This is a genomic window from Arthrobacter sp. HMWF013 (genome assembly GCF_003061105.1).
Classification (GTDB): domain Bacteria; phylum Actinomycetota; class Actinomycetes; order Actinomycetales; family Micrococcaceae; genus Arthrobacter.
Window position 1 is genome coordinate 1 of sequence record NZ_QAIQ01000561.1, and the last position, 1,507, is coordinate 1,507.

Below are 1,507 nucleotides of genomic sequence, written 5' to 3' on the forward strand. Positions count from 1 at the left end.
TCCGTCATCCGCGCACCTCAAAGGGGAATCCCATGAATGCAGCAGTCACGCCGATCCGCCCTGCCTTGACCAAAGGCGGTCCCACCGCTGCAATCCGCCGGGTGCCGCTCCCGGCACCAGCCGCACCAGGCCCGCCGTTGCGTGCGGCTGATGAGAACTCCGAGGTCCTGGCCATCACCCGCAGCACCGTGCAGGCAGCCATGGAGGTCCTGGCCGGGATCCGGCCGGTCCATCAGTTGGCCCGTCGCCTGGATCCCCGCTGCCTGGCCGCGCTGCAGCACCGCGCTGCCCTCATCCGTCGCGAGCAGTCCCGCACCGCCTCGCCCCTCCTGGCCAGGCTGCACAGGAACTCGATAGTGCGTTCCGTCCGCGCCTGCGAGGTCGCCCCGGGAATTTACGAGGCCAGCGCCGTAGTGGTCGACGATATACGCGCACGTGCCGTGGCGGTCCGGCTTGAACGGAGCAAACAAGTCTGGCGGGTCACTGAATTCATGGTGGGTTGATCAAATCGACCTTCGGTGATGGGCTGCCCGGCCCAAACGAAGGAAGTGCCCGGAGCCTACGCTCAGGGCACTTCCTCGGCCGTTTCCGGACTTCTGCCGTTCTGAATATGCCGCCTTTCAGGGCTGACCAGGCTTCAGAACTGCTTAGCCTGAATCGTTGTGTCAGCGGCGCTTCTTCTTTGCCGGGGGACGCTTGGTGGCGTCCTGCGCCGCAGCCTTGGCCGGATTGCCGGACCGGGACGTGGACCTGCCCTCCACCCGGGTCTGGGAGGCACCGTCTTCACCGGGCGCGGTGTACTGGAGTTGGGCCGGCTTCTCCGGGGCTTCCAGGCCGGCAGCGCGGATCTGCGGCTCGACATGCTCCGTATGACCTCCGGCGGCGTCCGCCACGACGACGTCCTGGGCCGGGGTGACCTCCACCTCGAGGTTGTACAGGAATCCGACGCTTTCCTCGCGGATGGCTTCCATCATGGACTGGAACATGGTGAAGCCCTCGCGCTGGTATTCCACGAGAGGGTCACGCTGGGCCATCGCGCGGAGCCCGATGCCTTCCTTCAGGTAGTCCATCTCGTAGAGGTGTTCCTGCCATTTGCGCCCGATTACGGAGAGCACCACCCGGCGTTCAAGCTCACGCATGCTGTCGGAACCGATGGCCTCTTCGCGGGCCTGGTAGACCACGCGGGCGTCGGACAGGAGTTCTTCCTTGAGGAATTCAACGGTGAGCCGGGACTTGCCGCCGGCTTCGTCGATGATCTCTTCCGGTGTCACACTGACGGGGTACAGGGTCTTGAGGTTGGTCCACAACTGCGTGTAGTCCCAGTCGTCCCCGTTGCCCTCGGCGGTGGCCGAGTCGATCAGTGCCGTGATGGTGTCCTCGATGAAGAACTGCACTTTTTCGTGGAGGTCGTCGCCCTCGAGGATGCGGCGACGGTCACCGTAAATGGCTTCGCGCTGGCGGTTCAGGACGTCGTCGTACTTCAGGACGTTCTTGCGCTGCTCGGCAT

The 1,507-nt window shown here is 64.9% G+C and carries 1 protein-coding gene and 1 pseudogene; one reads left to right on the forward strand and one right to left on the reverse strand.

Annotated elements, in window-relative coordinates; genetic code table 11:
- Positions 1–32 precede the first annotated feature (32 nt).
- Positions 33–503, forward strand: a complete 471-nt coding sequence (locus tag DBR22_RS24180; protein ID WP_219928142.1) for an Rv3235 family protein — start codon at positions 33–35, stop codon at positions 501–503.
- A 162-nt stretch (positions 504–665) separates the two neighbouring features.
- Here DBR22_RS24180 and DBR22_RS19205 read toward each other — a convergent pair.
- A pseudogene (locus tag DBR22_RS19205) lies at positions 666–1,507 on the reverse strand (preprotein translocase subunit SecA); the annotation flags it as partial.